Below are 22,781 nucleotides of genomic sequence, written 5' to 3'. Positions count from 1 at the left end.
GGGGCAAAAGCGTCAGATCAACGCTTCGATCAGGAACGGGCCGCGGCGCTTCAGGCCGTCCTGCAAGGCGCGGGCGAAGCCTTCCACGGTATCGACGCTGACCGCCTCCACGCCCATGCCGCGCGCCAGGTGGGTCCAGTCCAGATAGGGCTCTTCCAGGTCGAGCATGCGGCGCGCGTTGCGGCCCGGCTCCTGCACGCCCACGTTCTTCATCTCCCCATGCAGCGTGGCGTAGGAACGGTTGGCCAGGATCACCGTCAGGCAGTCCAGGTTCTCGCGCGCCTGCGTCCACAGCGCCTGCAAGGTGTACATGCCGCTGCCGTCCGCCTGCAGGGTGATGACCTTGCGGTCCGGGCAGGCCACCGCCGCGCCGGCCGCCAGCGGCAGGCCGATGCCGATGGCGCCGCCTGTCAGCATCAGCCAGTCATGCGGCGCGCTGCTGGCGCTGTAGATCGGGAATTCGCGGCCCTGGGTGATGGACTCGTCGCAGACGATGGCGTTGTCGGGCAGGTGGTGCGCCACCAGGATGTTGACGGCGGCGCCGGTCAGCTTGCCGCTGGCCGGCACCTCGTAGGCCGGCGCGGGCGCCGCCAGGCGCGGCGCGTCAGCGGCGATGCCGAGTTCGTCGGCCAGCCATTCCAGCGCGTGCGCCAGGTCCTGCTCGACAGTGGCCAGCACGATCTTCTCGCAATCCTCGGGCGCCAGCAGGCTGGGCTTGCCGGGATAGGCGAAAAAGCCCACCGGGGCCTTGGCGCCGACCAGCACCAGGTGACGCACGTCCTTGAGCTTGGCCACCGCCAGGTCGATCGGGTACGGCAGGCGGTCGACCGGCGTGCGGTCGCCGCCGCGCTCGACGCGGCGGTTGGAGGTTTCGGACATCAGCCGCACGCCGGTGGCGCGGGCGATGCGGCCGGCGGCCTTGAGCGCGCGTTCGCGCAGCGCGGTGCTGCCCAGCAGCAGCGTGGTGGTTTCGCCGGAGCGGATCGCCTTGGCGGCGGCGCGCACCGCCTCGATGGTGGTGTGCGGCACGGCCTCGTCGACCACCTTGGCCACGGCGGTGTCGGCCGGCAGCTCGGTCCAGGCGGAGTTGGCCGGCAGGATCAGGGTGGCGATGTTGCCCGGATGGCGGCGCGCCACGGCAATGGCCTCGGCGGCGTCGGCCGACATCGATTCGGCCGACATGCCGCGCTTGACCCAGTGCGACATGGGACGCGCCACGCCTTCGACGTCGCTGGTCAGCGGCGCGTCGTATTGCACATGATAGGTGGCATGGTCGCCGACGATGTTGACCATCGGCGTGCGCGCGCGCTTGGCGTTGTGCAGGTTGGCCAGGCCGTTGCCCAGGCCCGGCCCCAGGTGCAGCAGCGTGGCGGCCGGCTTGTCGGCCATGCGCGCGTAGCCATCGGCCGCGCCCGTCACCACGCCTTCGAACAGGCCCAGCACGCAGCGCATCTTCGGTTTGCGATCCAGCGCCGCGACGAAGTGCATCTCGGACGTGCCCGGGTTGGCAAAGCAGACGTCCACATCATTGGCCAGAAGGGTATCGCAAAGACTATCAGCGCCGTTCATCGTGTTTCCCTGGTTGTTTTACGTAGGCTTGGGCCGGCGGCGGCGCGCCGGCCCGATTTGGCATGATAGGTAGCGTAGCGCAAACCGGGTAGAGCCATTTGCGCGGCTCGGCATGGAACCATTCCCCAGGTTCCGGCAACCGGAATTCAGGCCGCCGCCCCCAACGCTGTCCCGCCAGGAGAAGGCCGCGCCTACGCCAGGATCTGTCCCAGAAAAGCCTGCGCCCGCTCCGAACGCGGCGCCCGGAAAAAGTTGTCCGGCGTGTCGGTCTCGACGATCGCGCCCTGGTCCATGAACACCACCCGGTCGCCCACCTCGCGCGCAAAGCCCATCTCGTGGGTCACACAGACCATCGTCATGCCGTCGCGCGCCAGCGCCACCATGGTGTCCAGCACTTCCTTGACCATCTCCGGATCGAGCGCCGAGGTCGGCTCGTCGAACAGCATGATCTTGGGTTGCATGCACAGCGCGCGGGCAATCGCCACGCGCTGCTTCTGGCCGCCGGACAGTTGGCCCGGATACTTGGCGGCGTGCTGCGGGATCCTGACGCGCTCCAGATACTGCATGGCGCGGCTTTCCGCCTCCGCCGGCGCCACGCCCTTGACCAGCATCGGCGCCAGCGTGCAGTTTTCCAGCACCGTCAGGTGCGGGAACAGGTTGAAGTGCTGGAACACCATGCCCACCTCGGCGCGGATGCGTTCGATGTTGCCGACGTCGTCGTTCAGCTCGATGCCGTCGACTACGATCGTGCCCTGCTGGTGTTCCTCCAGCCGGTTCAGCAACCGGATGGTGGTGGACTTGCCTGAGCCGGACGGGCCGCACAGGATCAGCTTTTCACCGGGCCGCACCTCCAGGTCCAGCCCGTCCAGCACCTTGAAGTCGCCATACCATTTGGAGACGCCCCGCATCGTGATGATCGGCGCCAAGTCGTTCAATCCATCCATCGCGTCAGGCCTTGGAAATGTCGTGGTTGTCGCCGGCGCCGCTCCAGTAGCCCGGCACGGTCAGGCGCTTTTCCGAGCGGCGGAACAGGTAGGCCAGCACGCTGCACAGGGCGAAATAAATGACGCCCACCATGGTGTAGACCGTCAGCGCCTGGAAGGTGGCGCCCGCCAGCATCTCGCCGGCGCGCATCAACTCATACACGCTGATCACCGCCACCAGCGAGGTCTCCTTGACCAGCACCAGCGCGTAGTTGCCCAGCGCGGGGAATATGGTGCGCAGCGCCTGCGGCAGCACGATGCGCTGCAGCCGCTGCGTGCGCCGCAACCCCAGCGCCCGCGCCGCTTCGTACTGGCCCGCGTCCACCGACTGGATGCCGCTGCGGAACAGCTCGGCCAGGTAGGCGCCGAAGTTCAGCGTCAGCCCCAGCACGCCGGCCACGAAGCCGTTGATCACCACGCCCAGCTCCGGCAGGCCGTAGTAGATGTAGAACAGTTGCAGCAGCAGCGGCGTGCCGCGGATGATGTCGATGTAGACGCGGGCCGCGCGGCTGACCAGCGGCCGCCGCGACAGGCGGCACAGGCACACCACCAGGCCCAGCGCCACCGCCAGGAAAGCCGAACAGAAAAACAGCGCCAGGGTCCAGAGCGTGCCCTCGGCCAGGGGACTCAGGTACATGCGCAACGTGGCGAGATCCAATGCTTGCTCCTTAACTCGTGCTGCTTATCCGCGCGGCGGCGGCATTACTTGCTGAGCAGGTCGGATACGCCCCACTTCTGCCCGATCGCGGCCAGTTCGCCGTTGCGCTTCATCTCGGCCAGCGCGGCGTTGACGGCCTCCAGCAGCGCCGTATTGCCCTTCTGCACCGCCATGCCCACCTGCCACTTGCGCTGCGGCTGGTAGCCCGTGTCCAGCTTCACGCCGGGGATGTTCTTGGTCTTGATCTGGTAGATGATGCTGGGCGGATCGACGATGCCCAGATCGACGCGGCCGGCGCGCACATCGGCCAGCAGCGTGGAATAGTCCTGGTAGGTCGATACCTTGGTGCCCGGCATGTCCTTGATCATGTTGAACTGCACCGAGTCCACCAGCACGCCGACCTTCTGGCCCTGCATGTCCTCGAATCTGGCGTAGCGGCGGGTGGCCTTGTCGCTGACCACGATGCCCTCGCCCCATTCGTACACGGGCGCCGAGAAGTCGATGGCGCGGGCCCGCTCCTCGGTGATGAACAACGGCGCCGACATCAGATCGGCGCGCCCCGAGGTCAGCGTCGGGATCAGGCCCGAGAACGGCACGTCGGTGAGCTTGTCGGCCACGCCCAGATGCTTGCCGACCGCGGCGGCCACGTCCACCATGATGCCTTCGAGCCGGTTCGACTTCGGGTTCTTGAAACCGTGCGGCGGCGCGGACGCGGTGGTGACCACGTTCAAGGTCTTGTCGGCGCGCACCTCGTCGAGCGTGCGCGCCACGCTGGCGCCGGCCTGGGCCAGCAGCGCGGCCGAAGCCAGGCCGAGCAGGATGGATTTGAGTTTCATGCAATTCCCCTTGTATGAAATGGATGCCGCAATGCGCCGGTTCAGTCCGGGCGTCCTTGCGGGTACTGCCGTACCGCCACCGCCGCCAGCGCGCAGAACTCCTGCATGACGGTGGCGGCCAGGAACGCCGTGGCGCCCTGCACGTCCTGCGGCGGCGAAACGGTGTTCACGTCGAACGCCACGAAATTCAGGCCCGCCAGTTGGCGCAACAGGCCCAGCCCTTCCTTGGGCGACAGGCCGCCCCACTCCGGCGTGCAGACGCCGGGCGCGCAGGACGGGTCGAAGATGTCCATGTCGAAGCACAGGTACACCGGCCGCTCGCCGATCTGCCGCTTGATGGCGTCGAGCGCGCCCTTCTGGTCCTGGTCGAACTCGTCGAAGGGCACGATGGTGTAGCCGACCTCGCGGCCGAACTCGATGACGCCCGGCATGAACGAACTGCCGCGCGTGCCCACGTGGAAGCTGCGGCGCACGTCCAGCAGGCCTTCCTCGGCGGCGCGGGTGAAGGTGGTGGCCGTGTTGTAGCCGGGGATCGGGTAGGTGTCGGTGTGCGAATCGAAATGCAGCACCACGAAGTCAGGATGACGTTGGGCCACGGCGCGCAACTGCGGCAGCGTCACGGCGCCGTCGCCTCCCATCGAGATCGGGATGGCGCCCGCATCGAGGATGGCGCCGATGCCCGCCTCGATCAGCGGATACGAGGCGTCGGGATCGCCGGGATGGCAGGCCACGTTGCCGACGTCGATGGCGCGCAGGAACTCGGGCGGATTGTCGATGCCGTGGCGGCGGAAGATGTCCACCGGCCGCAGCAGGCGCGACTGTTCGCGGATCGCGTCCGGCCCCTGCCGCGAACCGACCCGGAACGGATGCGTGCCGCAGTCGAACGGGATGCCCACGACACAGGCGCGCGCGGCGCCGCTCCCGGCGGCGCGGGCCGGCGGCAGGCCCATGAATCCCGACACGGGATGAAAGCGGACTTCGGCGGACGACGGCACGGCGCGGCTCCTTGGCGACAGGCGGCAAGCTTGTGGCAGAGTGAATATTTAGATTCGATCAAATCGCTATACGATACGATCGTGTCATAAATAGATTAACGCGCGTGCCATCACCCCGCCAATTAGGGAGTTTCCCTTGATTGGTGAATTAATATCCGATTGAAATAGTACGGAATTGACGTGACGACGCCCTGCGGCGGTGCGTCACCGATGCTTCAATTTGACGCGTCGCGCCAGCACTCCGAACCGGCCTCTCATGTCGCCGCGTCTTCATCGCCCCGAACATCCGCGTTCGCGGTGGGGCCTGGCCCCGATCAGGCCTCGTCGTCGCCCAAGGGCGCGCCCCGCAACGCGCCGCCCGGCGGTTCGAGCTCATAAAACGGATGCGAGCGCCCCAAGGTGCGCGAGGCGCTGATGGCGTGCGCCGTCTCCACCACCTGCGGCCCGAACACGGCCTGCGCCTGCTCGAACGACCAGCGGCTCGACGGCACCGAGACATTGACCGCGCCCAGCGGCGTGCCGCCGGCATCCAGCACCGCCGCGCTGACGGTGATGTCGCCTGGATAGAACTCACCGTTGGAACGCGCGTAGCCATGGCGGCGCGCGAACTCCAGTTCGGCCAGCAGCGCATCCAGCTCGGTGAGGGTGGCCGCGGTGTACGCCTTGCGGTCGCAGCGTTCCAGCAGGCCGCGCGCCACCGCCGGATCCAGCCGCGCCAGCACCGCGCGGCCGGCAGCCGTGCAATACAGCGGCAGGCGCATGCCCACCGGCATGTTGACGAACATTTCCTTATGGGTCGCAAAGCGCGCCACGTAGACCATGTCCAACCCATCGGGCTCGGCCAAGCTGCACGTTTCCTGGCAGTTGCGATTGAGCGTGTGCAGGAACGGGTTGCCGCCCAGCACCAGCGGGCTGGTCTGCACGTACTTCATGCCCAGTTCGAGCGACCACGGCCCCAGCGAGAACTTCTTGCTGGCCGGATCCTTGCGAAGGTAGCCCAACGTCCACAGCGTATGGGTGAACCGCTGCACCGAGCTCTTGCTCAGGCCGGTGGCCTCGGCCAGCTCCGGCAGCGTCATCGCCGGCCGGCCTTCGCTGAAGGCCCGCAGCACGGAAACGCCACGCGCCAGCGCGGCGATGAACAAGGGGGAATCCTCGGGTCGGGTCTGCGTCATGGCGCGGGATGCGTCCGGTGGAAAAGCGCATAGCGTACCGCATAACGGTTCGCCCATATCGCTCAACGATCCGATGCCCAGCGCCGCGGGGCATGCGGCATGCCGGAAACAAAACGGCCCGCGCAAGGCGGGCCGTTCGTGCTCAGGTCACCGCAATCAGCGGATCGGCCACGGGTACATCGCGCCGCCCTTGCTCCACAGCGCGTTGGTGCCGCGTTGCAGGCCCAGCTTGCTGTCCTTGCCGACGTTGCGCTCGAACACTTCGCTGTAGTTGCCCACGGCCTTGATGGCGTTGTAGGCCCACTTTTCATCCAGGCCCATGTTCTTGCCGGCGCCCGGCGTCACGCCCAGGATGCGCGAGATGTTGGGGTTGTTGCTCTTAAGCATCTCGTCCACGTTCTTCTGCGTGATGCCGTATTCCTCGGCTTCCAGCAGCGCGAACAGCGTCCACCGGACAATGCCCAGCCAGTTCTCGTCGCCCTGGCGCACCATGGGGCCGAGCGGCTCCTTGGAGAAGCGTTCCGGCAGGATCTCGTAGTCGTCCGGCTTGGCGACCTGCGTGGCGCGCACGGCGGCCAACTGCGAGGCATCGTCGGTGAAGGCATCGCAACGGCCCGACTCGAAGGCGCGCACGACTTCGGTGACCTTGTCGATCACGACCGGCTTGAATTCGATGTTGTTGGCGCGGAACCAGTCGGCCAGGTTCAGTTCGGTGGTGGTGCCCGGCTGCACGCAGACGGTGGCGCCGTTCAGTTCCTTGGCGCTTTTCACGCCCAGCTTCTTGTTCACCAGGATGCCCTGGCCGTCATAGAAGCTGGCGGCCACGGCCGACAGGCCCAGCGAGGTGTCGCGGGTCTGCGTCAGCGTGACGGTGCGCAGCAGCACGTCGACTTCGCCCGATTGCAGCGCGGTAAAGCGTTGCTGGGTCGACAGCGCGGTGCCCTTGAATTTGGTCGGGTCGCCGAACACGGCGGCGGCGACGGCGCGGCAGATGTCCACGTCCATGCCTTCCCATTCGCCCTTGCTGTTGGTGGCCGAGAAGCCCGAGACGCCGTCGGTCAGGCCGCACTGCACGTACCCCTTCTTCTTGACCGCATCCAGCGTGGGGCCGGCCACCGCCGCCTGGGATGCGCACGCCAGGGCAAGCGCGCCGGCAGCAAACGAAATCAACCGCTTCATTATTGCTTCTCCTGAATTAGATGCCCCGCGCCGTCCTGTAGGCCCGTCGCGGCTGAAACCAAGCCCATGCTTTGCGGGCCGGCCGCCAGATTACGCGATGTCCACGGCGTGAACAACGCGCGGAGGCCTAGTGGAAACCCGAGTAGCAAGTCGTTGGCGAAATGCCCTCCAAGTCCGGTGATCGAACTTTATTGACGGGCCCGCGGGGCGGATCGCTGGACCCTGCGTGCCATACTTTTTTCGCGTCCTGGCTGACAGGCAACGCGATCACCATCCCTCAGAAAAAGCCGGCCGCGCCACTATAAAAACCCGGGACGCGCGCCAGCATTCGGCCGAATCATGGAGGAGACAAATCCATGGCACCCGCAAGGAAACCGCAGCCCCCCAGCTTCGCGGCGGAACACCGCCGCCATGTCATCAAGACCCTGTTGTACGCCGCGCTCGCCGCGGGCGGGCTGGTCGCCGGCCCCGCGCACGCGGACGACTGGCCCAGCAAACCCATCAAGATCATCGTGCCCTACACGCCGGGCGGCTCCACCGACATCGTCACGCGCATCGTGGTCGAAAAGCTCGGGCCGCGCCTGAAGCAGACCATCATTGTCGAGAACCGCCCCGGCGCCAACAGCAGCGTGGGCTCGGCGATCGCGGCCAAGGCCGACCCGGACGGCTACACCTTCCTGTCGATCCTGCCGGCCTACATCATCAACTTCCATCTCTACAAACTGGGCTACAAGCCGGACGACCTGGTTCCCGTGGCACAGATGGCCGACCTGCCGCTGTTCCTGTTCGTGGCGCAGGACCTGCCCGTGAACAGCGTGGCAGAGCTGGTGGAATACGCCCGCAAGCACCCCGACAAGCTCACCTATGCCTCCAGCGGCAACGGCTCCAGCGCGCACCTGACCGGCGCCGATTTCGCGCTGCGCAACAAGATCACCATGACGCACGTCGCCTACAAGGGCAGCGCGCCGATCCTCACCGACCTGCTGGGCGGCCGGGTGTCGATGGTGTTCGATCCCATCCTGGTGCCGATGCAGTACGTCAAGCAGAACCGCCTGAAGGCGCTCGGCTTCACCGGCAAGCAGCGCTGGCCCACAGAGCCGTCGATTCCCACCATGGAAGAGGCCGGCATGCCGGGCTTCGTCACCGGCTCCTGGGCCGGCCTGATGGCGCCAGCCAACACGCCCAGGCCGATCATCGAACGCATGGCGCGCGAGATCAGCGAGATCGTGCAGGAACCGGACGTGCGCCAGAAATTTCTGGACGCGGGCTTCCTGCCGGCCAGCGGCACCTCGGCGCAGTTCGCCGAACTGATGAAGCAGGATTCGGCGCGCTATGCCGGGATCATCGAGCAGGCCCGCATCACCGTGGACTGATGGCCGCGGGGCGCGCCGGCAACCCGCGCCCCGCCTGATACGAAGGCAACCATGATCGACAAGTTCATCGACACCCCCGCCGCCGCCGTGGCCGACATCCACGACGGCGCCACCGTGCTGGTCAGCGGCTTCGGCGGCGCCGGCATGCCCACCGAACTGCTGCACGCCCTGATCGAGCAGGGCGCGCGCGAGCTCACCGTGGTCAGCAACAACGCCGGCAACCACGAGACCGGCCTGGCCGCGCTGATCAAGGCCGGCCGCGTGCGCAAGGTGATCTGCTCGTTTCCCAAGGCCTCGCATTCGTGGGTCTTCGACGACCTGTACCGGCGCGGCGCCATCGAGCTGGAATGCGTGCCGCAGGGCACCATCGCCGAACGGCTGCGCGCCGCCGGCGCCGGCCTGGGCGGCTTCTTCACCCCCACGGCCTATGGCACCGAACTGGCCGCCGGCAAGGAGACCCGCATCATCGACGGCCGCGGCCATGTATTCGAGAGGCCGCTGCACGGCGACTTCGCGCTGGTCAAGGCCGACCTGGCCGACCGCTGGGGCAATCTCACCTACCGCAAGAGCGCCCGCAACTTCGGCCCCATCATGTGCATGGCCGCGAAAACCACCATCGTGCAGGTGCGCGCCAAGGTGGCGTTGGGCGAGCTGTCGCCCGAGGCCGTGGTGACGCCAGGCATCTTCGTCAAGCGCGTCACCCAGGTGGCGCACTCCGCGTTCTCCAGTTGAAGGATTCCCCATGCCCACTCCCCTGACCCGCGAAGCCATGGCGCGGCGCCTGGCCCAGGACATTCCCGACGGCAGCTACGTCAACCTGGGCATCGGCATGCCGGTGCTGGTGGCCGCGCACCTGCCCGCCGGCCGCGAGATCGTGCTGCACAGTGAAAACGGCATTCTCGGCATGGGCCCGCCGCCGGCCGAGGACGACATCGACCTGGACCTGATCAACGCCGGCAAGCAGCCGGTGACGCTGCTCGAAGGCGGCGCCTATTTCCACCACGCCGACTCCTTCGCCATGATGCGCGGCGGCCACCTGGACATCTGCGTCATGGGCGGCATGCAGGTCGCGGCCAACGGCGACCTGGCCAACTGGTCGCTCAACAAGCCCGGCGAGGCGCCGGCCGTGGGCGGCGCCATGGACCTGGCGGTGGGCGCGCGCCGCGTCTACATCCTGATGGAGCACAACAGCAAGGACGGCTCGCCCAAGATCGTCGAGCGCTGCGCCTATCCGCTGACCGGCGCCGGCGTGGTCGACCGCATCTACACCGACCTGGCCGTGATCGACGTCACGCCCGACGGCTTGTGGGTCCGGGATATGATCGACGGCATGACATTGACAGCGCTACAGGCACGCACCGGCGCGCCGCTGCGCGCAGGCTGATGCTGCCCAACCTTCCCCCGCCCGGCTACGCCGCGCCTCTCGCTCCCGAGGATCACCCCGATCAGTTGCGCGGGGATCCCGACTACATGCTGACGCTGGCGCGCGGCCTGCACGTGATCCGCGCCTTCGGCACCCGCCGCCATCCGCAGACCGCGGCCGAACTGGCGCGCCGCGCCGGCCTGCCGCGCGCGGTGGTGCAGCGCTGCCTGCACACGCTGATCCTGCTGGGCATCGCCGAACAGCATGGCCGCCAGTACATCCTGACGCCACGCATCCTGGGGCTGGGCTACGCCTACTTCTCGTCCACGCCGTTCGTCTCGCTGGCGCAACCGGTGCTGGAAGAACTGAGCGCCAGCGTCAACGAGACCTGCGCGCTGGCCATCATGGAAGGGCACGAAATGCTCTACCTGGCGCGCTCGGAAGTGAACCGGCTGCTGGCCACCTCGATGGGGCTGGGCAGCCGGCTGCCGGCCTATTGCACCTCGATCGGCCGCGTGCTGCTGGCGCAGTTGTCCGAGCCGGCGCTGGCGCGCTACTTCGCCGCCATCGAACTGCAACCCTACACCGAGTTCACCATCACCACCGAAGCGCGGCTGCGGGCCGAGCTGGCGCGCATCCGCGAGCAGGACTACGCGGTGGTCGACCAGGAACTCGAATTGAATGTGCGCGCCATCTCGGTGCCGGTGCGCTCGGCCAGCGGCAAGGCCTGCGGCGCCGTCAACGTCAGCGTCAAGGCGGCGCGGGTGCCGCTGGAGCGATTGACGGGAGAATTCCTGGCGCCGATGCGCCAGGCGGTGGCCAGGATCGGGGAATTCCTGGCGGCCTGAACGGCCGCCCCCCTACAGGTCGGTGGTGTCGAGCGTGAACGCGGCGGCGGCACGGCCGATGCGGTCGTTGACCGCGTGCCACGCCTCGCTGTCCGGCGGCGCCTGCACGATGATGCGCGCGAAGCCCTGGCCGTCCAGGTCGCGCAACAACGCGTACAACGCCTGGGCGTAGCGCGCCGGATCGGCCGGCACCTGTTGCCACTGGATGCGCGCATCGACGGCCGCCGGCGGCGGCGTGTACGCCACCACCACGACCTTGCCCGGCGGCAGGCCGCGGCCTTGCAGCGCGGCTTGCAGGCGCGCGTCGGACGCCAGTTCCAGCGCCGTGCGCGGCGCATAGTGCGCCTTGAGCGTGCCCGAGGCGCGCGGCGCGGCGGCGTCGGGCGCGAACACCTGCACACCCAGCACGGCCTCGATCTGCGCGGCGCTGATATGGCCGGGGCGCAGCAGCACCGGGCCGGCGCCGCGGTCCAGCCGCGACAGGTCCAGGATGGTCGATTCGATGCCGACCTCGGCGGCGCCGCCTTCCAGCACCGGCATGCCGGCCGCGACCTCGTCGGGAAATTCGTGGCGCACGTGGTCGGCGCGGGTGGGAGATACCTGGCCGAACTTGTTGGCCGACGGCGCGGCCACGCCGCCCTGCCCGTTCGGCTTGCCGGCCGCGAACGCCGCCAGCAGCGCCTGCGCCACCGGATGCGAGGGGCAGCGGATGCCGATGCTGTCCTGGCCGCCGCTGACGGTGTCGGCGATGTGCGGCGCGCGCTTGAGGATCAGCGTCAGCGGACCGGGCCAGAAGGCGTCGATCAGCAGACGCGCCTCGGGCGGCACCTCGGCCGCCCAGTACGACAGGTCGCCCTGCGGCGCGATGTGCACGATCACCGGGTGGTTCGACGGCCGGCCCTTGGCGGCGTAGATCCTGCCCACGGCCTGCGGGTTCTCGGCGTCCGCGCCCAGGCCGTAGACGGTCTCGGTCGGGAACGCGACCAGCTCGCCAGCCAGCAGGCGCCGGGCGGCGTCGGCGATGTCCGCGGCGCTGGCGGAGTCGGGCGAAGCGGACATGGCGTTACTCGGGCGCCTGCATGCCCAGCGCGGCGGCGACACGCGCCGCGTCGGCCTGGGCCTGCTGCAGCGTCGGCGCGACGATGGTGACGTGGCCCATCTTGCGCCCGCGGCGCGCCTCGCGCTTGCCGTACAGGTGCAGCTTGGCCGTGGGCACCGCCAGCGCGGCGGCCCAGTCGGGCTCGCGCTGCGCGTCGCCGGAGGCTGACGGATACCAGATGTCGCCCAGCAGGTTCAGCATCACGGCGGGCGCCAGCAGGTCGGTGCCGCCCAGAGGCAGGCCGGCCATGGCGCGCGCCTGCTGCTCGAACTGGCTGGTGAGGCAGGCGTCCATGGTGTAGTGGCCGCTGTTGTGCGGACGCGGCGCGATCTCGTTGACGATCAGGCTGCCGTCCCGGAGCACGAAGAATTCCACGCACAGCACGCCGTGGTAGCCCAGGCCCTGCGCGATGGCCTGCGCGGCCGCGGTGGCCTGCGCCTGGCGTTCGGCGTGGGCGGCGTCGAGCTTGACCGGCGCCGCCGTCGACACGGCCAGGATGCCGTCGCGGTGCACATTGCGCGCCACCGGGAACACCACGCTGGAACCGTCGAAACCGCGCGCGAGCACGACCGAGATTTCGTAGTCCAGCGGCATCAGCGCTTCCAGCACGCAGGCCACGCCGCCGAACTCGGCAAACGCGGCCAGCGCGGCCTCGCGCGAATCGATGCGGGCCTGGCCCTTGCCGTCGTAACCCAGGCGCGCGACCTTGAGGATGCCGGGGAACAGGCTGTCGGGCGCGGCGCGCAGGTCGGCCTCGCTGCGGATGGCGGCGTGCGGCGCGACCGGGATGCCCTGGCTGGCGATGAAGGCCTTCTCGGCGATGCGGTCCTGCACGATGGCGACCGCGTCGGCGGCCGGGCTGACGCGACAGCGGGTCGCCAGCGCGCGCAGGCTGTCGGCCGGCACGTTCTCGAATTCGGTGGTGACGGCCTGACAGGTCTGCGCCAGGCGCGCGAGGCCGTCTTCGTCGTCATAGGCGGCCTGGATGTGCAGGTCCGCCACCATGCCCGCCGGGCATTCGGCGGCCGGGTCCAGCACCGCGACCTTGTAGCCCAGGCTTTGCGCCGCATGGCAGAACATGCGGCCCAGTTGGCCGCCGCCCAGCAGGCCGAGCCAGCCGCCCGGGGCAATGGTGAAAGCAGTCGATTGCGTCATGGGGATCAGGCCTCGGGCGGAACCTTCATGTCGCGCGCGGCCTGCGTCTGGCGCGCGCGGAATGCCACCAGCTTCTTGTGCAGGCCGGCGTCGGTGCCCGCCAGCGTGGCGATCAGGTGCAGCGCGGCGTTGGCGGCGCCGGCCTCGCCGATGGCGAAGGTGGCCACCGGCACGCCCTTGGGCATCTGCACGATGGACAGCAGCGAATCCTCGCCGCGCAGGTACTTGGACGGCACCGGCACGCCGAACACCGGCACTTCGGTCAGGGCCGCCATCATGCCCGGCAGGTGGGCCGCGCCGCCGGCGCCGGCGATGATGCCGCGCAGGCCGCGATCAAACGCGGCGGCGCCGTACTCGGCCATGTCCTGCGGCATGCGGTGCGCGGAAATCACGCGCGCCTCGTACGGCACGCCGAAGTCTTCGAGCATGGTGACGGCGTGCTTCATGACCTCCCAATCGCTGGAGGAACCCATAATCACGCCCACCACGGGGGTGGCCTGCGCCGCTGCGGAAGTCTTGGCTGTCATAACCGGTGTCGAGTCGTTGAAAGGCCGCGGCCGTGCCGCGAAACCCGGTATTTTACCCGGCGCCGGCGCCACCCCTAGGGCGTATTGCCCGAACCCAGCCAGAGATAGCCGGTGGGATTGTCCGGGCAGGGCCCGAAACCGCATTGCAGCGTGGTGCTGCCCAGGTTGGCGAGCACCATGATGAAAAACAGGGCCATGATGATTACGCCCAGCGCCGACACCGGCCGCTTGAGCATGTTGTCGCCCCATTTGCGATCCACCGACAGCATCAGCACGCAGAACACGATCAGGACGCTGAAGGCGATAAAAGCCCAGGTGTAGAAGTGCAGGCCCAGGAACGGCGTGCCATAGCCCGGGTCGCCCGGCGCGATGTGCAGCAGCACCTGGCGGCCCGCCGCCACCATGCCGCCGAGCGAGGCGGCAATCGTCATGGCGTAGTGCATGGGTGACGGGCCCAGCCGCAGGTTCAGCAGCAACCCCACCCCGGCCAGCATGAAGGCCACGCGTTGCAGCAGGCAGAGCGGGCAAGGCGGCTCGTCGTAGGCGAATTGCCAGGCGAAGGCCAGTCCCAGGATCGTCGTCACGCCCAGCAGGGCCAGGGCATTGAGCACGCGCGAGCCGCGCGCGGGATTGCGGGAAAAGATCATGTCGGCGGGCCTACAGCGACAGCGCCAGCGGGCTGGTCATGTGGAACTGGCACCAGGCGGCGAACACGCCCAGGGTGATCAGCCAGAAGGCGACGCAGGGACGGCGCTTGCCCAGCAGACCGAACCACACGGCGACCAATCCGGTCAGGAAAGGCAACATCATGATCATGCGCAGCTCCTTTCTTCGTCCGGTGGGCGATGCGCCCAGGCGGCGGCTGCGGGCCGCGTCCGGCAAGTTGGCGGAAAGGAGGCCGCGCGGGCACGCCGCCGGCCTCCGGATGCAGGTTGCCGGCGAGTATAGCGTAACAATACGCAATAATTTTTACGGAAAAGCAGGGATTTCCCTGACCGTCCGGTCGACGCGGACAAAAAAAACCGCCCGGTTCACGGGCGGCTCTTGGGGCGCGGCGCGCGCGTCAGGCGACCAGGCGGTCGAGCGCTTCGCGGTACTTGGCGGCGGTCTTTTCCAGCACGTCCTGCGGCAGGCGCGGCGCGGGCGGGGTCTTGTCCCAGGTCTGGGTCTCGAGCCAGTCGCGCACGAACTGCTTGTCGAAGGAAGGCGGGCTGATGCCCACGCGGTAACCGTCGGCCGGCCAGAAGCGCGAGGAATCCGGCGTCAGCACTTCGTCCATCAGGTACAGCGTGCCGTCGTCGTCCAGGCCGAACTCGAACTTGGTGTCGGCGATGATGATGCCCTTGGTGGCGGCGAATTTGGCCGCCTCGGCATACAGCTTGAGCGTGACGTCGCGGATGCGCTCGGCCATTTCCTGGCCGACTTCCTTGACCACGTGGGCAAAATCGACGTTTTCGTCGTGCATGCCGAACTCGGCCTTGGCGGCCGGCGTGAAGATCGGCTCGGGCAGTTGGCTGGCCTGCTGCAGGCCGGCGGGCAGCTTGATGCCGCAGACGGCGCCGGTGGCCTGGTAGTCCTTCCAGCCGGAACCGATCAGGTAGCCGCGGGCCACCGCTTCCACCAGGATCGGCTTGAGGCGCTTGACCACCACGGCGCGGCCGCGCACCTGGTCGACTTCATCGGGCGCCACCACGTCTTCGGGCTTGATGCCGGTGGAGTGGTTCGGCAGGATGTGGGCCAGCTTCTGCAGCCAGAACTCGGTCAGTTCAGTCAGCACCTGCCCCTTGCCGGGGATGGGATCGTCGAGGATGACGTCGAACGCCGAAATGCGGTCCGATGCGACGATCAGCAACTTGTCGTCGCCCACCGCGTACATGTCGCGGACCTTACCGCGGCCCAGCAGCGGCAAGGACTTGATGCTGGATTGATGCAAAGCAGAAGTCACGGAAAAATGGCCTATGGCAAAAATGGGGGTCGCGCAAAGCGCATAGGTTACTGCAAATAGCCCCGTCTTGCCGCGCGTCGGGCCGCGGGTTAGTCTGGCCGGATGCCAAAAAATGCGCCGGCCGCGCACCGCGTCACGGCGCCCCCTTTTCACCTGGAGGAGACACAGTCGTATGCAGGATGCAACCCAGAAACGCCCGCCCCACGCCGACGCGCAGGTCCACCTGACCGGCGGCTGCCAATGCGGGGCGGTGCGCTACGCGGTAACCGACGAACCCATCATGGCGGCCACCTGTCATTGCCGCGATTGCCAGTATTCCAGCGGCGGCGCGCCGGCCCACGCGCTGATCCTGCCGGCCGGCTCGGTCACCCTGCTGCGCGGCCAGGCGCGCGAACACCGTTACCAGGGCGATTCCGGCCATACCGTGATGCGCAGCTTCTGTGCGGACTGTGGCACGCCGCTGTTCGGCGGCTCGGAAGGCATGGGCTACGAAGTGGTGCGGGCCGGATCCCTGGACGATCCCGAGGCCTTCCACACCCGCGTCAGCATGTGGACCGATTCGGCGCCGTCCTGGCACCATGTGGACCGGACCGTGCCGAACTTCCCCCGCAACGCCCCGCCCGCCTGAGGCGCGCGCGACAGGCACGAAAAAAAGGCGGGCCCTCGCGGGCCCGCCTTTTTGCTGCCCGCCTTCCATGCAGGGAAGGCGGCCGGCGGCTTACTGCACCACCTGGGCCAGCTTGCCCGAGGCGTACTGGGCGGCGATCTCGGTCAGCGGCAGGGCCTTGATCTTGCTGGCGTTGCCGGCGGTGCCGAACTCGGTGTAGCGAGCCACACAGATCGCCTTGGCGGCGGCGCGGGCCGGCTTCAGGTATTCGCGCGGGTCGAACTTCTCGGGATTCTCGGCGAAGAAGCGGCGGATGGCGCCGGTCATGGCCAGACGGATATCGGTGTCGATATTGATCTTGCGCACGCCGTACTTGATGGCTTCCTGGATTTCCTCGACCGGCACGCCGTAGGTTTCCTTCATGTTGCCGCCGAATTCACGGATCTCGGCCAGCAGTTCCTGCGGCACGCTGGAGCTGCCGTGCATCACCAGGTGGGTGTTGGGCAGGCGGGCGTGGATTTCCTTGATGCGGGCGATCGACAGGATGTCGCCGGTGGGCTTGCGCGTGAACTTGTAGGCGCCGTGGCTGGTGCCGATGGCGATGGCCAGGGCGTCGAGCTGGGTGCGGCGCACGAAGTCGGCGGCCTGCTCCGGATCGGTCAGCAGTTGGTCCATGGTCAGCTTGCCGTCGGCGCCGTGGCCGTCTTCCTTGTCGCCTTCCATGGTTTCGAGCGAGCCCAGGCAGCCCAGTTCGCCTTCGACCGTCACGCCCAGCTTGTGGGCCACGTCCACCACCTTCTTGGTGACTTCGACGTTGTAGTCGTAGTCGGCGATGGTCTTGCCGTCTTCCTTGAGCGAGCCGTCCATCATGACGCTGGAGAAGCCCAGGTCGATGGCGCCCTGGCAGACCTTCGGCGACTGGCCGTGGTCCTGGTGCATGACCACGGGGATGTGCGGGTAGGACTCCACGGCGGCCTGGATCAGGTGCTTCAGGAAGCCTTCGCCGGCGTACTTGCGGGCGCCGGCCGAGGCCTGCATGATCACCGGGCTGTCGGTCTCCGCCGCGGCTTCCATGATGGCCTGGACCTGTTCCAGGTTATTGACGTTGAATGCCGGAATGCCGTAGCCGTGCTCGGCGGCGTGGTCGAGCAACTGGCGCATGGAGACTAGGGCCATGTGTGGTCCTCCTTAGGTACTGTCGATTGAAAGATGGTTGAAATCGAGCGGGATGGTGGGATTTTACGGGGGATTCGAAGAAAGGTCTTGAAACGGCCGGTATCCCTATCCACCAGGACTAAACCGGCCGCCGGAGCCGCGCGCGAACCGCGTCCGCCGTCCGGCCAGGATCGGCCCGGGACGCGGCCGGGCAGCCCCGCTCAGGGCCGTCCCGCGTGCGGCACGTCCACCTCGGCCACCAGAATCCGCCCCTCTGGTTTGGCGCGGCGGTTGGCCTCGATGAAATCGGGCGCCGCCGCCATGAACAGCGTCTTGCCGTCCGGCCCGCCCAGGGCCGCGGCGAAGATGCCCAGGTCGCCAGTATCGATCTGTTCCAGGATCCGGCCGCCGCGGGCCATCCGCACGATGCGCTTGCCGATGGCGTCGGCCACCCACAGCGCGCCCTCGGCGTCCAGCGCGCCGCCGTCCGGGCCGATGGCCGAGGCCGCGATCAGCACCGACAGGTCATCGGAATCCGGCAGCGCGCCGAAATGGGCCCAGTCGCGCCGAGGCCCCAGGGCGCCGTCAGGCAGGATGTCGAATTCCGAGATCCGGTTGCCGAAGGTCTCGTTGACGATCAGGGTCTTGCCGTCGGGGGTGATGAACGAACCATTGGGAAACCACAGCCCATCCGCCACCACCTGGGCCACCCCGTCCGGGTCCACCCGCACCAGGGTGGTGGTGGCAAAGGGCTCGCCGCCCATCAGGTCGAAACCGAAGTTACCCACATAGGCGCGGCCCTGGGCGTCGACCACCAGGTCGTTGATGGGGCCGCCGGTCAATGCCGACAGGTCCGCGTGCGGCACCAGTCGGCCATCCCGCTCGCGCCGCAGCAGCCTGCGGTCCTTCATGGAGGAGATCAGCAGCCGCCCGTCGGGCAGCCAGCCCAGGCCGGAGGGCTGCTCCAGCACCCGGCAGATCACCTCCGCCCGCCCCAGCAGGTCGACGGCGATCACCTTGCCCGTATAGAAATCGGAGGCCCACAGGCGCCCGTCGTGCCAGCGCAGGCCCTCCAGGAACGTATACCCCGACACCAGCACGGACAATTCGCGTTTCGGCATAGCTCTGTCTCCTATAAGGGGGGGGCCTGTGTGACCCTTTTTTGTGTCGCCCGGCGGCGCACAGGCGGCCAGGCCGGACCATTTTGTCATGCTCCGGCCGCCCTGGCAGTCAGGTATGACCCGTCCCCAACCTGACAACTAACTGTCAGGTTGGCGGCGTTAACATCGCGCCCCAAGGGTTAACCCGCGCCGCTCCGGGTCCCCTCCGGCATATCCTTCATTGGACCGTTTCGCCCCGCCCCATGCCGGCGGGTAAGGCCTATCCGGCCAACCGACCGGGTCCCTGTTTTCCGTTTTTGAAGATGAATACTAAGAAGCTGACGCGTTACATCGGCATTGCCATGGTGCTGGGCGTCGTGGTGGGCTATTTCTGCAACAAGTACGCGCAGAACGCGCAAGAGGCCAAGGACATCGCCTCGTACTTCAGCCTCATCACCGACATCTTCCTGCGCATGATCAAGATGATCATCGCGCCCCTGGTATTCGCCACCCTGGTGTCCGGCCTGGCCAGCATGAGCGACGCCAGCGCCGTCGGCCGCATCGGCCTGCGCGCCATGTTCTGGTTCATCGCGGCCTCGGCCATCTCGCTGCTGCTGGGCCTGGCGCTGGTCAACATCTTCCAGCCCGGCGCGCACCTTAACCTGGCGCTGCCCGACGCGGCCGCCACGGCGGGCCTGAAGACCGGCGACTTCACCCTCAAGGCCTTCATCGCGCACGTGTTCCCCAAGAGCATCGCCGAAGCCATGGCCAACAACGAGATCCTGCAGATCCTGGTGTTCTCGCTGTTCTTCGGCGCGGCGCTGTCGTTCATCCGCGGCAAGGGCCACAACACCATCTACACCATGATCGACGAGCTGGCCAAGATCATGTTCCGCGTCACCGACTACGTGATGCGCTTTGCGCCGCTGGGCGTGTTCGCCGCCATGGCCGCCGCCATCACCACCGAGGGCCTGGGCGTGCTGGTCAGCTACGGCAAGCTGATCGGCGAGTTCTACCTGGGCCTGGCGCTGCTGTGGGCCATCCTGTTCGGCGTCGGCTACCTGTTCCTGGGCAAGTCCACCTTCCGCCTGGGCGGCCTGATCAAGGAACCGACCCTGCTGGCCTTCTCGACCGCCAGCAGCGAATCGGCCTACCCCAAGACCATCGAGGCGCTGGAGCGTTTCGGCGTGTCCAAGCGCATCTCGGGCTTCGTGCTGCCGCTGGGCTACTCGTTCAACCTGGACGGCTCGATGATGTACCAGTCGTTCGCGGTGCTGTTCATCGCGCAGGCCTACAACATCGAGATGAGCTTCTCGCAGCAGTTGACGCTGCTGCTGGTGCTGATGGTCACCAGCAAGGGCATGGCCGGCGTGGCGCGCGCCTCGCTGGTGGTGGTGGCGGCGACGCTGCCGATGTTCCACCTGCCCGAGGCCGGCCTGCTGCTGATCATGGGCATCGACCAGTTCTTCGACATGGGCCGCACCGCCACCAACGTGGTCGGCAACAGCCTGGCCACCGCCGTCATCGCCAAGATGGAAGGCAAGGAAGAGGACCTGGCGGCCGGCGCCCCGTCCAGCCCTGCCACGGACACGGACTCGACGCCGGTGCGGACGGCCTCGCGCGAGGCCTGAACGGAACGCGCCAATACCTTCACGCCCCATGAAAAACGGGCCCCGCGCATCCACCGCGGGGCCCGTTTCTCATGGATCGGCCGGCAGCCCGCCAGGGACCGCCGCGCCAACTCAATCGTTGACCGAGCACGACACCGGCGCGCCGTCCTCGAATTCGACGTCGTAGGTATGGACCGGGTCCCACGGCAGCGTGAACCACAGCTCGTAACCATCGCCGTCCTCGTCGAACAGCCACAGCGCGCGCAGCACGGCCTTCTCGGCCATCGCCTCGGCGGTTTCCTCGCGCAGCAGTTGGTCGTCCTCGATGCCGAGCTTCTTGTAGTGCTCGTACGAGTAGTTGTCCAGCAGAAAGTCCGCCGCGGCCAGAATCTGCTCGTCGAGATTGCCGATGATGGCCTTGACCACCTTGGAAGCCGCGCCATCCGGCTCTTCGCCGTCGGTCTGGACCATGACGTGGATCGGCGGGCGGCCCTCGCCCACGGGCACGTTTTCCGCGGCCCAGAGATCGGGTTCTTCGGGGTCCTGGGTGAAGTTGAATCGTGCCATTGCGTGCTCCGGAAAATAAGGCAGACAGGCCGCCCGCTCGTTGGCGGCGTCCTCGTCCACCCATTTAACCAGATGCGCGTGTCCGCCGCTTGTCCATCGACAAGCTTCGGCGGTTTGCTCAGGCAGCCACCAGGCCGTTGGCCTCGGCCACCGGCGCCGGCACGCGAGCCGGCGCGTAGTGCGTCGAGAACACCAGGCGGCCGGCGCTCCAGGTATGGCTGATCAGCGGCAGCGCGCCGACCTGCGCCACCGCCACCAGGTCGGCGCGCTGGCCGACCGCGATACGGCCCCGATCGCGCAGGCCGCAGGCGTCGGCCGGATTGGCCGTCACCAGCGCGATCGCCTGCGACAGCGTCAGCTCGGTCTGCGCCGCGACCGCGAAGGCCGCGGCGATCAGGGTCGAGGGCTGGTAGTCCGAGCACAGGCAGCTCGCCACGCCGGCGCGGATCGCGTCGATGGCGCGCATCGACCCGCTCTGGCTCTTGCCGCGCAGCACGTTGGGCGCGCCCAGGATGGTGGGCAGGCCGCAGGAGACGGCGGCGCGGGCGGTGTCCAGGGTGATCGGGAATTCGCTCATCGCCACGCCCAGGTTGCGCATGGTGGCGATGCGATGGATCGAATCGTCGTCATGGCTGGCGGTCGGGATGCCCAGGCCGCGCGCATGCGCCAGCAGGGTCTCGACCCGCTGCACCGCGCCGTCCTGGGCGCGGGTCTTGGCGTGCGCGGCCGCTTCGGCCTGCTCGCGGCTCATGGAATGGTTGCCGATCATGTACTGCAGGTACGACTCCAGCGTCTTGAACTGGCCCTGGCCGGGCGAGTGGTCCATCACCGACAGCAGGTCCACCGCGCCCTCGTCCATCAACTGCCGCAGCACCGGCACCGAGGTCGCGTCGGTGATTTCGTAGCGGCAGTGCACGCGGTTGTCGACCAGGCTGTGCTGGCGGAAGGCGCGCACGCCGCGCACCACCTGGGCGGCGGTCTCGTTGTTGCGCACGCCCAGGTCGCTGTTGGCGAACGACAGCGCGTGGTAGGGCGTGGTGATGCCGGCCGCGGCATTGCGTCGGTCCACCTGGGCCACCGCGAAGTCCAGCGGGAATAGCACCTTCGAGCGCGGCTCGGCTTCCTTTTCGATGGCATCGCAATGCAGGTCGACCAGGCCCGGCACCAGCGTCAGGCCACGCAGGTCGATCTCGTGCGCGCCACGGGCGCCGTCAGGCGCGATGGCGGCGATGACGCCGTCCTCGATCATGACGGCGCCGTCTTGCAGCACGCGGTCCGGCAGCACGACGCGGGCGTGGGTCAAGTAGGTACGGGTCATGCTTACTCCAGTTCGACGGCGGCTTGCGCGGGGCGTAGCGCCAGGACGCGCGACGCCACCGCGTCGCGCACTTCTTCATCGTGGAAGATGCCCAGCAGGCAGCGGCCGGCGGCGCGTGCTTCGCGGATCAGCTCCACCACCACGGCGCGGTTGTCCGGGTCCAGCGAGGCGGTCGGCTCGTCCAGCAGCAGGATGGGATGCTGGGCGATGAAACCGCGGGCGATGTTGACGCGCTGCTGCTCGCCGCCCGAGAAGGTGGCGGGCGCCAGTCCCCACAGGCGCTGCGGCACGTTCAGGCGCCGCAGCATGGCGCCGGCGCGCTCGCGGGCCTCGTCCGGCTCGACGCCGGCCATGCGCAGCGGCTCGGCCACCACGTCCAGCGCCGACACGCGCGGAATCACCCGCAGGAACTGGCTGACGTAGCCGAGGACGTCGCGCCGCAACGCCAGGATGCGCTGCTCGGGCGCGCCGACCAGTTCCACCCAGTCATCGCCGGCGCGCACGCGGATGCTGCCTTCGGTGGCCAGGTAGTTGCCGTACAGGCAGCGCAGCAAGGTGCTCTTGCCGGTGCCCGAGGGGCCCGCCAGCACCAGGCAGTCGCCGGCGGCGGCGTCGAAATCGACCGCTTCCAGCACCGGCAGGCGGATGCCGCCCTGGTTATGCAGGGTGAACATCTTTCCGAGGCCCCGCACCTCGATCATGGGTTTCGCGACAGTCAT

The 22,781-nt window shown here is 68.1% G+C and carries 24 protein-coding genes; 6 read left to right on the top strand and 18 right to left on the bottom strand.

The window, feature by feature from the left end:
• Window positions 1-12: 12 nt before the first annotated feature.
• The 7 genes from HV783_RS15485 to HV783_RS15455 form a co-directional block, all read right to left on the bottom strand.
• Window positions 13-1,569, bottom strand: coding sequence for an acetolactate synthase large subunit (locus tag HV783_RS15485; protein ID WP_064528312.1), 1,557 nt, complete (start codon window positions 1,567-1,569; stop codon window positions 13-15).
• 191 nt (window positions 1,570-1,760) lie between these two features.
• On the bottom strand, window positions 1,761-2,513 hold the full coding sequence (locus tag HV783_RS15480) for an amino acid ABC transporter ATP-binding protein (protein ID WP_175189435.1): 753 nt from the start codon (window positions 2,511-2,513) through the stop codon (window positions 1,761-1,763).
• 4 nt (window positions 2,514-2,517) lie between these two features.
• Window positions 2,518-3,210, bottom strand: a complete 693-nt coding sequence (locus HV783_RS15475) for an amino acid ABC transporter permease (protein WP_049075464.1) — start codon at window positions 3,208-3,210, stop codon at window positions 2,518-2,520.
• Between the two features lie 44 nt (window positions 3,211-3,254).
• A complete protein-coding gene (locus HV783_RS15470; RefSeq protein ID WP_175189434.1) occupies window positions 3,255-4,046 on the bottom strand; it encodes an ABC transporter substrate-binding protein in 792 nt (263 codons plus the stop codon).
• Window positions 4,047-4,087: 41 nt separating this feature from the next.
• Window positions 4,088-4,996 carry an arginase family protein gene (locus HV783_RS15465; protein ID WP_175189441.1) on the bottom strand — a complete coding sequence of 303 codons (909 nt, stop codon included), beginning with the start codon at window positions 4,994-4,996 and terminating at the stop codon, window positions 4,088-4,090.
• Between the two features lie 359 nt (window positions 4,997-5,355).
• Window positions 5,356-6,216, bottom strand: a complete 861-nt coding sequence (locus HV783_RS15460) for an IclR family transcriptional regulator (RefSeq protein WP_049075467.1) — start codon at window positions 6,214-6,216, stop codon at window positions 5,356-5,358.
• Window positions 6,217-6,372: 156 nt separating this feature from the next.
• The gene (locus HV783_RS15455; RefSeq protein WP_006385546.1) at window positions 6,373-7,395 is read right to left on the bottom strand and encodes an amino acid ABC transporter substrate-binding protein; all 1,023 of its coding nucleotides are present in this window, start codon (window positions 7,393-7,395) and stop codon (window positions 6,373-6,375) included.
• A gap of 356 nt (window positions 7,396-7,751) precedes the next feature.
• Between HV783_RS15455 and HV783_RS15450 the strand changes: the two genes are divergently transcribed.
• The 4 genes from HV783_RS15450 to HV783_RS15435 are packed head-to-tail and all read left to right on the top strand — an operon-like array spanning window position 7,752 to window position 10,979.
• A complete protein-coding gene (locus tag HV783_RS15450; RefSeq protein ID WP_175189433.1) occupies window positions 7,752-8,768 on the top strand; it encodes a Bug family tripartite tricarboxylate transporter substrate binding protein in 1,017 nt (338 codons plus the stop codon).
• Window positions 8,769-8,819: 51 nt separating this feature from the next.
• Window positions 8,820-9,500, top strand: coding sequence for a 3-oxoacid CoA-transferase subunit A (locus tag HV783_RS15445; RefSeq protein ID WP_064528297.1), 681 nt, complete (start codon window positions 8,820-8,822; stop codon window positions 9,498-9,500).
• A gap of 10 nt (window positions 9,501-9,510) precedes the next feature.
• A complete protein-coding gene (locus HV783_RS15440; protein ID WP_054517278.1) occupies window positions 9,511-10,152 on the top strand; it encodes a 3-oxoacid CoA-transferase subunit B in 642 nt (213 codons plus the stop codon).
• Complete coding sequence (locus HV783_RS15435) at window positions 10,152-10,979, top strand: IclR family transcriptional regulator domain-containing protein (RefSeq protein ID WP_054501050.1); 828 nt, start codon at window positions 10,152-10,154, stop codon at window positions 10,977-10,979. Before HV783_RS15440 ends, HV783_RS15435 begins: the two co-directional genes overlap by 1 nt.
• Before the next feature lie 12 nt (window positions 10,980-10,991).
• Here HV783_RS15435 and HV783_RS15430 read toward each other — a convergent pair whose 3' ends face one another.
• The 6 genes from HV783_RS15430 to HV783_RS15405 all read right to left on the bottom strand — a co-directional run bounded on the left by HV783_RS15430 (window position 10,992) and on the right by HV783_RS15405 (window position 15,705).
• The gene (locus HV783_RS15430; RefSeq protein WP_175167528.1) at window positions 10,992-12,038 is read right to left on the bottom strand and encodes an L-threonylcarbamoyladenylate synthase; all 1,047 of its coding nucleotides are present in this window, start codon (window positions 12,036-12,038) and stop codon (window positions 10,992-10,994) included.
• 4 nt (window positions 12,039-12,042) lie between these two features.
• Complete coding sequence (locus tag HV783_RS15425; protein ID WP_054501048.1) at window positions 12,043-13,233, bottom strand: 5-(carboxyamino)imidazole ribonucleotide synthase; 1,191 nt, start codon at window positions 13,231-13,233, stop codon at window positions 12,043-12,045.
• A gap of 5 nt (window positions 13,234-13,238) precedes the next feature.
• Window positions 13,239-13,760: a 5-(carboxyamino)imidazole ribonucleotide mutase gene (gene purE, locus HV783_RS15420; protein WP_054501047.1), complete on the bottom strand. Its 522-nt coding sequence runs from the start codon at window positions 13,758-13,760 to the stop codon at window positions 13,239-13,241.
• Between the two features lie 74 nt (window positions 13,761-13,834).
• Window positions 13,835-14,407, bottom strand: coding sequence for a disulfide bond formation protein B (locus HV783_RS15415; RefSeq protein WP_054501046.1), 573 nt, complete (start codon window positions 14,405-14,407; stop codon window positions 13,835-13,837).
• 10 nt (window positions 14,408-14,417) lie between these two features.
• Entirely contained in the window at window positions 14,418-14,576 is a 159-nt protein-coding gene (locus tag HV783_RS15410; protein ID WP_006390808.1) for a DUF5993 family protein, read from the bottom strand.
• Between the two features lie 247 nt (window positions 14,577-14,823).
• A complete protein-coding gene (locus HV783_RS15405; RefSeq protein WP_049075485.1) occupies window positions 14,824-15,705 on the bottom strand; it encodes a phosphoribosylaminoimidazolesuccinocarboxamide synthase in 882 nt (293 codons plus the stop codon).
• Between the two features lie 172 nt (window positions 15,706-15,877).
• On the opposite strand from HV783_RS15405, the gene HV783_RS15400 reads away from it, so the two are divergent.
• Window positions 15,878-16,333 carry a GFA family protein gene (locus HV783_RS15400; RefSeq protein WP_054501045.1) on the top strand — a complete coding sequence of 152 codons (456 nt, stop codon included), beginning with the start codon at window positions 15,878-15,880 and terminating at the stop codon, window positions 16,331-16,333.
• A 90-nt stretch (window positions 16,334-16,423) separates the two neighbouring features.
• Here the strand turns inward: HV783_RS15400 and fba are convergent, their stop codons facing one another.
• Window positions 16,424-17,488, bottom strand: coding sequence for a class II fructose-bisphosphate aldolase (fba, locus tag HV783_RS15395; RefSeq protein ID WP_049075489.1), 1,065 nt, complete (start codon window positions 17,486-17,488; stop codon window positions 16,424-16,426).
• A gap of 200 nt (window positions 17,489-17,688) precedes the next feature.
• A complete protein-coding gene (locus HV783_RS15390) occupies window positions 17,689-18,588 on the bottom strand; it encodes an SMP-30/gluconolactonase/LRE family protein (RefSeq protein WP_175189432.1) in 900 nt (299 codons plus the stop codon).
• 302 nt (window positions 18,589-18,890) lie between these two features.
• On the opposite strand from HV783_RS15390, the gene HV783_RS15385 reads away from it, so the two are divergent.
• Window positions 18,891-20,198 (top strand): dicarboxylate/amino acid:cation symporter, encoded by a 1,308-nt coding sequence (locus HV783_RS15385; RefSeq protein ID WP_144655328.1) that lies wholly within the window; start codon window positions 18,891-18,893, stop codon window positions 20,196-20,198.
• A 111-nt stretch (window positions 20,199-20,309) separates the two neighbouring features.
• Here HV783_RS15385 and HV783_RS15380 read toward each other — a convergent pair whose 3' ends face one another.
• The 3 genes from HV783_RS15380 to phnL all read right to left on the bottom strand — a co-directional run bounded on the left by HV783_RS15380 (window position 20,310) and on the right by phnL (window position 22,781).
• Window positions 20,310-20,744: a hypothetical protein gene (locus tag HV783_RS15380; RefSeq protein ID WP_049075499.1), complete on the bottom strand. Its 435-nt coding sequence runs from the start codon at window positions 20,742-20,744 to the stop codon at window positions 20,310-20,312.
• Between the two features lie 118 nt (window positions 20,745-20,862).
• On the bottom strand, window positions 20,863-22,062 hold the full coding sequence (locus tag HV783_RS15375) for an alpha-D-ribose 1-methylphosphonate 5-triphosphate diphosphatase (RefSeq protein WP_175189431.1): 1,200 nt from the start codon (window positions 22,060-22,062) through the stop codon (window positions 20,863-20,865).
• 2 nt (window positions 22,063-22,064) lie between these two features.
• Window positions 22,065-22,781 (bottom strand): phosphonate C-P lyase system protein PhnL, encoded by a 717-nt coding sequence (gene phnL, locus HV783_RS15370; protein ID WP_064528281.1) that lies wholly within the window; start codon window positions 22,779-22,781, stop codon window positions 22,065-22,067.

The sequence above is a fragment of the Achromobacter dolens genome, assembly GCF_902859745.1.
GTDB classification, from domain to species: Bacteria; Pseudomonadota; Gammaproteobacteria; order Burkholderiales; family Burkholderiaceae_B; genus Achromobacter; species Achromobacter dolens.
Note: the sequence above shows the minus strand (reverse complement) of the source record. Positions and strands in the feature narration are given on the sequence as shown.

Coding starts and splice junctions, on each gene's coding strand:
- HV783_RS15485 (WP_064528312.1), bottom strand. CDS start 1,569: ATGAACGGCGCTGATAGTCTTTGCGATACCCTTCTGGCCAATGATGTG.
- HV783_RS15480 (WP_175189435.1), bottom strand. CDS start 2,513: ATGGATGGATTGAACGACTTGGCGCCGATCATCACGATGCGGGGCGTC.
- HV783_RS15470 (WP_175189434.1), bottom strand. CDS start 4,046: ATGAAACTCAAATCCATCCTGCTCGGCCTGGCTTCGGCCGCGCTGCTG.
- HV783_RS15465 (WP_175189441.1), bottom strand. CDS start 4,996: ATGGGCCTGCCGCCGGCCCGCGCCGCCGGGAGCGGCGCCGCGCGCGCC.
- HV783_RS15460 (WP_049075467.1), bottom strand. CDS start 6,216: ATGACGCAGACCCGACCCGAGGATTCCCCCTTGTTCATCGCCGCGCTG.
- HV783_RS15455 (WP_006385546.1), bottom strand. CDS start 7,395: ATGAAGCGGTTGATTTCGTTTGCTGCCGGCGCGCTTGCCCTGGCGTGC.
- HV783_RS15450 (WP_175189433.1), top strand. CDS start 7,752: ATGGCACCCGCAAGGAAACCGCAGCCCCCCAGCTTCGCGGCGGAACAC.
- HV783_RS15445 (WP_064528297.1), top strand. CDS start 8,820: ATGATCGACAAGTTCATCGACACCCCCGCCGCCGCCGTGGCCGACATC.
- HV783_RS15440 (WP_054517278.1), top strand. CDS start 9,511: ATGCCCACTCCCCTGACCCGCGAAGCCATGGCGCGGCGCCTGGCCCAG.
- HV783_RS15435 (WP_054501050.1), top strand. CDS start 10,152: ATGCTGCCCAACCTTCCCCCGCCCGGCTACGCCGCGCCTCTCGCTCCC.
- HV783_RS15430 (WP_175167528.1), bottom strand. CDS start 12,038: ATGTCCGCTTCGCCCGACTCCGCCAGCGCCGCGGACATCGCCGACGCC.
- HV783_RS15425 (WP_054501048.1), bottom strand. CDS start 13,233: ATGACGCAATCGACTGCTTTCACCATTGCCCCGGGCGGCTGGCTCGGC.
- purE (WP_054501047.1), bottom strand. CDS start 13,760: ATGACAGCCAAGACTTCCGCAGCGGCGCAGGCCACCCCCGTGGTGGGC.
- HV783_RS15415 (WP_054501046.1), bottom strand. CDS start 14,407: ATGATCTTTTCCCGCAATCCCGCGCGCGGCTCGCGCGTGCTCAATGCC.
- HV783_RS15410 (WP_006390808.1), bottom strand. CDS start 14,576: ATGATCATGATGTTGCCTTTCCTGACCGGATTGGTCGCCGTGTGGTTC.
- HV783_RS15400 (WP_054501045.1), top strand. CDS start 15,878: ATGCAGGATGCAACCCAGAAACGCCCGCCCCACGCCGACGCGCAGGTC.
- fba (WP_049075489.1), bottom strand. CDS start 17,488: ATGGCCCTAGTCTCCATGCGCCAGTTGCTCGACCACGCCGCCGAGCAC.
- HV783_RS15390 (WP_175189432.1), bottom strand. CDS start 18,588: ATGCCGAAACGCGAATTGTCCGTGCTGGTGTCGGGGTATACGTTCCTG.
- HV783_RS15385 (WP_144655328.1), top strand. CDS start 18,891: ATGAATACTAAGAAGCTGACGCGTTACATCGGCATTGCCATGGTGCTG.
- HV783_RS15380 (WP_049075499.1), bottom strand. CDS start 20,744: ATGGCACGATTCAACTTCACCCAGGACCCCGAAGAACCCGATCTCTGG.
- HV783_RS15375 (WP_175189431.1), bottom strand. CDS start 22,062: ATGACCCGTACCTACTTGACCCACGCCCGCGTCGTGCTGCCGGACCGC.
- phnL (WP_064528281.1), bottom strand. CDS start 22,781: ATGACTGTCGCGAAACCCATGATCGAGGTGCGGGGCCTCGGAAAGATG.